We start from the raw sequence: 8328 nt of genomic DNA on the forward strand, positions 1-8328 counted from the left end.
AGAATAATATTATCATTGCAAGTAGGTATGTTCCGGCCATATTGAGCCCCTGTCTCGCATCTTGAATCCCTTGATTTTTGTCAATAGCCCGCTATTGACTGCATATCTCGGACTCCAATCTGCTTCAAACATAGGTCTCAATCTGTCTCGGAATAAATTTAAAACATCTTCTAAATATTAGCCTAAAAAATGTAAAAAAGCGAGTGGGCATTTAAACTTTGGCGGGGTGTCAAGGTCTTATAAACGTTGTGATCAATAGATTGATTTTTTTAAGATGAATAAGAGAGGTTTTATTGCCCTATTTCTGTGTATTTTTTTATCGACCATCGCGCAGAGCGTAGCGGCACAATTTACAATTTCGGGTATCGTTAAAGACAAAAACGACAATCTGCCATTACCGCAGGTGAGTATCCGGTTGTTATCGGCGAAAGACAGCACATTCGTTACGGGGATTTCCAGCAAAGACAACGGAACATTTTCTCTGAAAGTCCCGAAAGCGGGGAATTATATTGCCGCATTTTCATTCTTGGGATATAGAACCGCATACGAACCCGTGCAGCTATCGAAAGGGCAGCCTCGAAGAAATTTGGGAGATATTCTATTGGGTAGCAACGATGTATTGTTACAGGAAGCCGTAGTGGTGGGTAAAGCTCCCGAAGTGGTAGTTAAAGAAGACACGGTGGAGTTTAATGCCGACTCTTATAAAACACAGCCCAATTCTGTCGTCGAGGATTTGTTGAAAAAACTGCCGGGCGTCGAGGTGGATAGCGAGGGAAAAATAACCCATGCGGGAAAGGAGATTACCAAAATATTAGTGGACGGTAAAGAGTTCTTCTCGGACGACCCCAAAGTGGCTACTAAAAACCTGCCCGTGGACATCATCGAAAAGCTGCAAGTCGTAGACCGAAAATCGGACCTTGCCCGCTTGACCGGAGTCGACGACGGGGAGGAGGAAACCGTTATCAACCTGACTATAAAAGAGGGTATGAAACACGGTTGGTTCGGTAATGTAACAGGCGGATACGGTCTGGACGGACGATATGAGGCCGGGGCTATGCTCAACCATTTCTTCGGTGACAACCAAGTGACTATCCTTGCAGGTTCGAACAACACGAATAATATGGGATTCACCGATATGGGCGGAAGCCGGTTTCGTCGATTCGGGGGTATGAACGGTATCAACACCAGTCACAATGTAGGCGTAAACTTCAATGTCGGCAAGGGAGATGCGTTCCGAGTCGGCGGAGATATCAGTTACAACAACAGTAATCGAGACGTTTTGCAACGCACCGAACGGCAAAACATGTTCGAAGACAGTACCTCGTATTACAGCGGGTATAACAAAATGAAAGACAACGGGCAAAACATCAGGGGGAATTTCAGACTACACTGGGAAATAGACTCTCTGAATACACTCGAATTCCGTCCGAGATTTTCCGTGGCTCTTTCCAAATCGGACAGCTATGATTCGGCTCTTACTACTGCCGGCGACATAGCCCGCAGTAAAGTAAATTTCAGCGAAAGCGACAACCACAATAAGGGTACAGGGTATGATTTATCGGGCGAATTGATTTATAATCATAAATTCCGTAACCGTCCGGGACGCTCGTTCAGTATACAAGCGCAATATAGTTATAGCAACACAAAAGAGGACGGGTGGACCAAAGCCCTCTATAAATATTACATGCTCGACAAAGACAGTACGCTCGACCAAATGGACGACAATCACACGTGGAGCAATGGCTACGGCGCACGGTTTACTTGGACAGAACCGTTGGGCGACGTGAAGAAAGGACGTTTTCTAACATTTTCCTATCGGTTTCAAGCCAGTTTCAACAATGCAGACAAATATACTTATGACATCTTAAACGATCCTTTCGCCATACCTTACGACACGGTGCGAAACGATGAGCTGAGCAACAGTTTCCGTAACGATTACTATTCACACCGAGCACAAATCGGATTCAAGCAAGTGACGGCCAATTATACCTACGACATCGGGGTGGCAGCCGTCCCTTCGAGTTCTCAATCTATCGACTTGATAAACAGCGAACGCAATATACCCAAGCGCACGGTATTCAACGTAGCACCTTACCTACGCTACCGCTACAAAATGGGAAAACAGAGTTCTCTACGTATCGACTACCGGGGCTACTCGTCCCAACCGTCGATGAACCAGTTGCAACCGGTCGAAGACCGTTCGGACCCCTTGCGTATCGTCGTGGGTAATCCTGAACTGAAACCCTCGTTCCAAAACAGATTCCGTGCCCGCTTCAACGACTACGACGAAAAGACCCAGAGAGCTATCATGGCTATGATCGACGGAGGATTCACTACCAACAGTATCATTTCGGAAACTACCTACGATTCCAAAACCGGAGGACAGCGGACAACCTATCGCAACGTAAACGGAGTATGGAATGCCGCCGGAATGCTGATGTATAGTACCCCTTTTCGAAACAAGCACTGGCAATTAAACAGTTTCAGCAGAATCAGTTACAGTAACAGCGTCGGTTATAATAATGGTACTCGCAACGATGCCGGTTCGTTCAATGCCATAGAAAATTTAGGATTGGCATTCCGATCGGATTATTTCGATGCCGAACTTCGGGGCAACTATCGTTATGCTTTGGCAACCAACAGTATGCAAAGTCGGAACGATCAAAGCACCCATAATTACGGAGGCACATTCAATGTAAACGGCTATCTGCCGTGGTCGATAACATTAGGAACCGATATAACTTACAGCGGATCTGCCGGATATTCTGCCGGATACAATACAGAGAGCTGGTTGTGGAACGCACAGGCTTCTTATCAATTCCTGAAAGGGAAAAACGCCACCATCGCCTTGAAGGTGTACGACATCTTGGGACAAAGGAACAGCATACGACGAACCGTCACGGGTAACTATATCCAAGATGTGGAATATAACACGCTCGATACTTATGGATTGATAACCTTCACCTATCGATTCAATACATTCGGCGATAAGAAACCCGATATGGATCGTTTCGACCGAGGGCCTCACGGATATGGGCCACCGCCGGGACACCCGGGTCGTCCGGGAGGGAGACGTTGGTAAAACGGCTCAGTAGAAAATCGGTGAGGGTAAACTTGAATTTTAGCGATGAAATCTTTGTCGATAACCATGTTCAGGTCTCTTAGGAGAAAGGCTAAAAAAGATAGAAATCTTTGATCGTAGAATTTAACCCCCTCGTCCTGCGGGCACTCCCCCTATTTCATCTACAATGAGCAGAGGGAGAGTGTCGATATCTTGATGCGTTTTCTCTGTTGTGGATATTTATTTAACCCCTCCGTCACTTCGTGCCACCTCCCCTATATTTTGCTGTGCAAAACACAGAGGAGGAGGGTAATACTTTCCTATATATCATGTTTGTCCTTCTCCCCAGCTGTGTCCCATAGTATTACGGGGAGTTACGTCAGTAATATAAGGGAGACACCGAAGATACGGTAATTTCTTAGGAGAGGGGTTGAAAGAATTTCATAAGATTTTGGCTGTAAGGATTAACCTTCTGCCCTATCGCACATACGTGCGCAGGGCAGAAGGTTAATGCCTTTCTGTTTTCCGACTCTTCTGTCACCTCTCCCTATATTTTGACATGCAAAACACCCCGTAATACTACGGGACACGGCAGGGAAGAGGGTATATGTGAAAGTAATTTTTTCATATATACTTCTTACAAAATCGATTACACAACCGATTGCCTAATGCACAGTAACCATCGTCGCTCCGAAACCATATTCCCGGAACGAGGCATCTTGACAAGAGCAGTTCTTGTACTTGTCGCGAATCTCTTTCAAGAGAGCATTGCGTAATACGCCTTCACCCTTGCCGTGAATGAAAACAATTTTACGCCCCTTTGCATGGCGATATTGATCGAGGGTCTCCCTGACTTTCCCCAACTGGTAGTCGAGTATTTCGGAACTGGTAAGCCCCGCTGTCGTATCAAGAAGCACGGAGGCGTGGAGGTCCACTTCCACAATAGCCGTTTTTTCGGCATGTTTGACAACCGGTTTACGAAGGGGTATATCGGCACTCTTTTTCATCTTCATGGCCCTTTCGAGGTCAGAAGCATCGAACACCACAGGACGCACGGGCATATCGTTCTTCACGATATCGAGCGTCCACGAAGGCTCATCGAAATAGAGACTCTCGCGGAACGTGTGCAGCTTGTAAAATTTGGTGGTATCCAAACGATACTCCACAGCGACAGGACTTTTCAACGAGAAATGTTTATCCTTTTTGAAAGCGATGTACTGAATACAGATACGTTCGAGCGAATTGACATCTTCCTGTCCGAACTCTTCGAGCATAACTTGTATATTCGGCTCTACCATACCGGCATAACGGGTACGCCACCCCTCATCGTCCCGGCTGAGGTACGAGAAATAGAGATAGTAATTACTGTCATTTACCAAATAACAGGAAAAGCGGGTCGTATTGAGATGTTTGCTTTCGTCGGGGATATAGGCAAGAGCTATATTCAACTTTTCTCCTTCGGGTCGTTCCTCCACAGCGAACGAATCTTCATCGTCCTCCTCGGGAGCGTATGCCTTCTCTACCGAAGGAACCGTCACGACTTTCGAGGCTGGAACAGAAGCTGCTTTTTTCGCAGGTTCCGCCGGTTCCACAACGACGCACTCCCGTGCCAATACGGGAGTCTCAAACCCGTCCTCATCGACATAAGCTATATCTTTCGCTATTCTTACCACGATTCCGCCCCCAACAGCATTGAGGTAACGGACCCTATCGCCAACTTTTACCATAATTTCATCATTTTAATATCGACCGCACCGTTGTACTGACATGCGATTTCGCTGTGACAAACCGTGCTATATTCGGCAAAGTTGCTTATTTTTGCACGATATTCAAAACAGATTATGCAAAAAACTCAGAATATTCGTATCGAAGATTTCAATTATCCGCTACCCGACGAACGTATCGCTAAATTTCCTCTGTCCAAGCGAGACGACTCAAAATTACTGGTTTACCGAAAAGGAGAAATCGAGGAACACCGATTTCACGAACTACCGAAGGTATTGCCGGCGGATAGTCTGCTGGTATTCAACAATACCCGGGTGATACAAGCCCGCTTGCATTTCAGAAAAGAGACGGGTGCGCTCATCGAGGTGTTCTGCCTCGAACCGCTCGAACCGCACGAATATTCCCTCTCGTTCCAATCGACCGGCTCGTGCTCGTGGCTGTGCCTCGTGGGAAACCTGAAAAAATGGAAAAACGGCGTGCTGACCCAATCGGTGAACATCGATGGTAAAACCGTAAACTTCCGTGCCGAACGAGGATTGCCGCACGGTAATGCGCACGAGGTGCATTTTTCGTGGGACGACTCCGATGTAACCTTCGCCACACTGCTCGACCATGCGGGAGAATTGCCCATTCCCCCCTATCTGAACCGGGAAACGGAAGAGAGCGACAAAACGACCTACCAAACCGTTTATTCGAAAATAGAGGGTTCGGTGGCCGCACCGACCGCCGGACTACATTTTACTCCGGAAGTACTGAACAAACTGAAAGAAAAGAACATACCCACTCTCGAACTGACTTTACACGTGGGAGCCGGGACATTCAAACCGGTAAAAAGCGAAACTCTCGAAGGGCACGAGATGCACACCGAATATATCTCGGTGAGCCGCAACCTCATCGATGAGCTGAGCCGTACCGACCGCCGGGTGATCGCTGTGGGAACCACTTCGGTACGAACGCTCGAAAGCCTCTACTACATCGGGAAAATGTTGGAACACAACCCGAACATTTTACCGGACTCTCTCTCCGTGGGGCAATGGCAACCATACGACGGAAGCGAAGAAATAGACTCGCGACAATCGCTCCGCAACATCGTCGAATACCTCGACCGCCGGAATATGGACCGATTGGTAACTGCCACCCAGATTATCATTGCGCCGGGATACCGCTATCACATCGTACAGGGAATGATAACCAATTTCCATCAACCGCAGAGTACTTTACTACTGTTAGTCTCGGCATTCGTAAACGGACGATGGAGAGAAATATACGACTATGCACTGAGCCACGATTTCAGGTTTCTCAGCTACGGAGACAGTTCGCTATTACTTCCATAAGCCAGTTCCATAGAGTGCAAACACAATAAAACGGGGGAAAAAACGTATCTATAATAGATCGGTACAGGATAAAAACGGACGAAAGGCCGTCCGCTTATCGTCGGTTGTATTCAATAAGATACATGAAAATAAAAACGGTACTTTGGGGATTGGCGACAGCCGCATTGCTGGTGTCATGTTCGGGGGCGAAACTAAGTGTCGCCAACGAACAGTATGCCCGGGGCGAATTTTATGATGCCGCCCAGACTTACCGTAAAGTATACAGCAAGACGAATCCCCGGAAAGAGCGGAAACTACGAGGAGAAATCGCCTTCAAAATGGCCGAGTGTTACCGCCGCATCAACATGGCTCCGCGGAGCTCTGCCGCCTACCAGAATGCAATCCGATACGACTACCCCGACAGCATGGCTCTGTTTTATTTAGCCCGCAGCCAACAGTACGAAGGGAAATACAAAGAAGCTATCAAGAATTACCAAGCCTATTTGGAAACGAATCCGCAAAGCAGTCTCGCCAAAAACGGAATACGGGGTTGCAACTTAGCCCAGCAATGGAAGAAAACGCCTACACGGTATATCGTGAAAAAAGCGACCATGTTCAACTCTCGACGGAGCGATTTCGCACCGATGTTTTTAGGAGAAGATTTCGACCAAGTTTATTTCTCCTCGTCTACCGAAAAGGCATTGGGCAAGAATAAAAGCGGTATCACCGGAACCAAAAACTGCGATCTGTTTTTCTCTAAAAAAAACGAGCGGGGAGCTTGGCAAAAGCCCGAACCCATAGAGGGTGACGTAAACACAGAAGACGACGAGGGAGTAATCAGTTTCAGTCCCGACGGTACGACCATGTATCTGACCAAAGCTCGCCGAGAGCCTAACGCCGACACATCGGTAGAAATCTATACTTCCACCCGTACCGGCGCACAATGGAGCGCCCCGCAAAAATACGAAATAACGGCCGATACCCTATCGGCATTCGGCCACCCGGCGGTATCACCCGACGGAGAATTCCTTTATTTCGTGTCGGACATGCCGGGCGGTTACGGAGGGAAGGACATCTGGCGCATATCGTTAACCGAAAAAGAGGGTACTCTCGAAAATTTAGGTGTACAAATCAATACACCGGGCGACGAAATGTTCCCCTATATCCGGTCGAACGGCGACCTTTATTTTTCATCGGACGGTCACCCCGGTATGGGAGGGCTGGATATTTTCAAAGCGAGAATGAACGACTCGGGCTTCTGGCAAATCGAGAATATGAAGGCTCCCATCAATTCGCAGGCCGACGATTTCGGCATTACCTTCGGGGAAGAAGAAAGCGGATTTTTTTCATCGAACCGCGGAGACGGACGCGGATATGACAACATATACAGTTTCGAACTTCCGTCGATAAGCGTATGGATAAGCGGCACAGTCATCGACAAGGACGATGAACCCGTGCCCGATGCAATTATCCGTATCGTGGGTAACGACGGATCGAACCAAAAAGAATTTGCCCGAAAAGACGGCAGTTTCCGCTTCAAACTCGACCGGGGAGTGCACTATGTCATGCTGGCCAGCTGCCGAGGCTATCTGAATTCAAAACAAGAATTTATCTCGGACAACGAAGAGGCCGATGCCGAATACGGTGTTAACTTCGTACTGGCATCTATCAGTAAACCCATTCTCATCGAAAACATATTTTATGACTTCGACCGAGCGACTTTACGTCCCGAATCGGAAACTTCGCTAAACGAACTGGTTAAGATGTTGAACGACAATCCCAACGTATCTATCGAATTGGGTGCACACACCGATTTAAAAGGCTCGGAGCAGTACAACCTGCGATTGTCTGACCGCCGTGCCCGCTCGGTAGTAGACTACCTTATCAAATCGGGCATTAATCCCGACCGTCTGCAACCGAAAGGCTACGGGGAAAGCCGTCCCAAAGTCATCACTAAAAAACTCGCCACACAATATCCGCAATTTAAAGAAGGCGATGTACTCGATGAAAAATATATCAACGGGCTCTCTCCCGAAGACCAAGAAATAGCCAACCAGATAAACCGACGTACTGAGTTTCAAGTCCTCTCTATTACGTGGAACTTATATTAGAAGCTGTTTTAAATTTATTGAGAAATAATATTATCATTTCAAGCAGGTATGTTCCGGCCATATTGAGCTCCTGTCTCGCATCTTGAATCCCTTGATTTTTGTCAATAGCCCGCTATTG

General features: G+C 47.3%; 4 protein-coding genes. 3 read left to right on the forward strand and 1 reads right to left on the reverse strand.

The annotated features are described in order from the left end of the window. Positions 1–274: 274 nt before the first annotated feature. Positions 275–3082: a TonB-dependent receptor gene (locus QVD32_RS12080; RefSeq protein ID WP_118687366.1), complete on the forward strand. Its 2808-nt coding sequence runs from the start codon at positions 275–277 to the stop codon at positions 3080–3082. A 644-nt stretch (positions 3083–3726) separates the two neighbouring features. Here the strand turns inward: QVD32_RS12080 and QVD32_RS12085 are convergent. Then, the gene (locus QVD32_RS12085; RefSeq protein ID WP_118687367.1) at positions 3727–4788 is read right to left on the reverse strand and encodes a DUF2027 domain-containing protein; all 1062 of its coding nucleotides are present in this window, start codon (positions 4786–4788) and stop codon (positions 3727–3729) included. Positions 4789–4902: 114 nt separating this feature from the next. Here QVD32_RS12085 and QVD32_RS12090 point away from each other — a divergent pair, with 114 nt between their 5' ends. Together QVD32_RS12090 and porE are read left to right on the forward strand one after the other, a co-directional pair. Continuing rightward, the gene (locus QVD32_RS12090; RefSeq protein ID WP_008861300.1) at positions 4903–6120 is read left to right on the forward strand and encodes an S-adenosylmethionine:tRNA ribosyltransferase-isomerase; all 1218 of its coding nucleotides are present in this window, start codon (positions 4903–4905) and stop codon (positions 6118–6120) included. Positions 6121–6242: 122 nt separating this feature from the next. Beyond that, positions 6243–8210, forward strand: a complete 1968-nt coding sequence (gene porE / locus QVD32_RS12095) for a PorE family type IX secretion system protein (RefSeq protein ID WP_118687368.1) — start codon at positions 6243–6245, stop codon at positions 8208–8210. The last annotated feature ends 118 nt before the right edge of the window (positions 8211–8328 follow it).

The organism is Barnesiella sp., assembly GCF_022723415.1.
Classification (GTDB): Bacteria; Bacteroidota; Bacteroidia; order Bacteroidales; family Barnesiellaceae; genus Barnesiella; species Barnesiella intestinihominis.

Excerpts from the sequence above, each read along its gene's own strand:
- QVD32_RS12080 (WP_118687366.1), top strand. The coding sequence starts at position 275 with ATGAATAAGAGAGGTTTTATTGCCCTATTTCTGTGTATTTTTTTATCG.
- QVD32_RS12085 (WP_118687367.1), bottom strand. The coding sequence starts at position 4,788 with ATGGTAAAAGTTGGCGATAGGGTCCGTTACCTCAATGCTGTTGGGGGC.
- QVD32_RS12090 (WP_008861300.1), top strand. The coding sequence starts at position 4,903 with ATGCAAAAAACTCAGAATATTCGTATCGAAGATTTCAATTATCCGCTA.
- porE (WP_118687368.1), top strand. The coding sequence starts at position 6,243 with ATGAAAATAAAAACGGTACTTTGGGGATTGGCGACAGCCGCATTGCTG.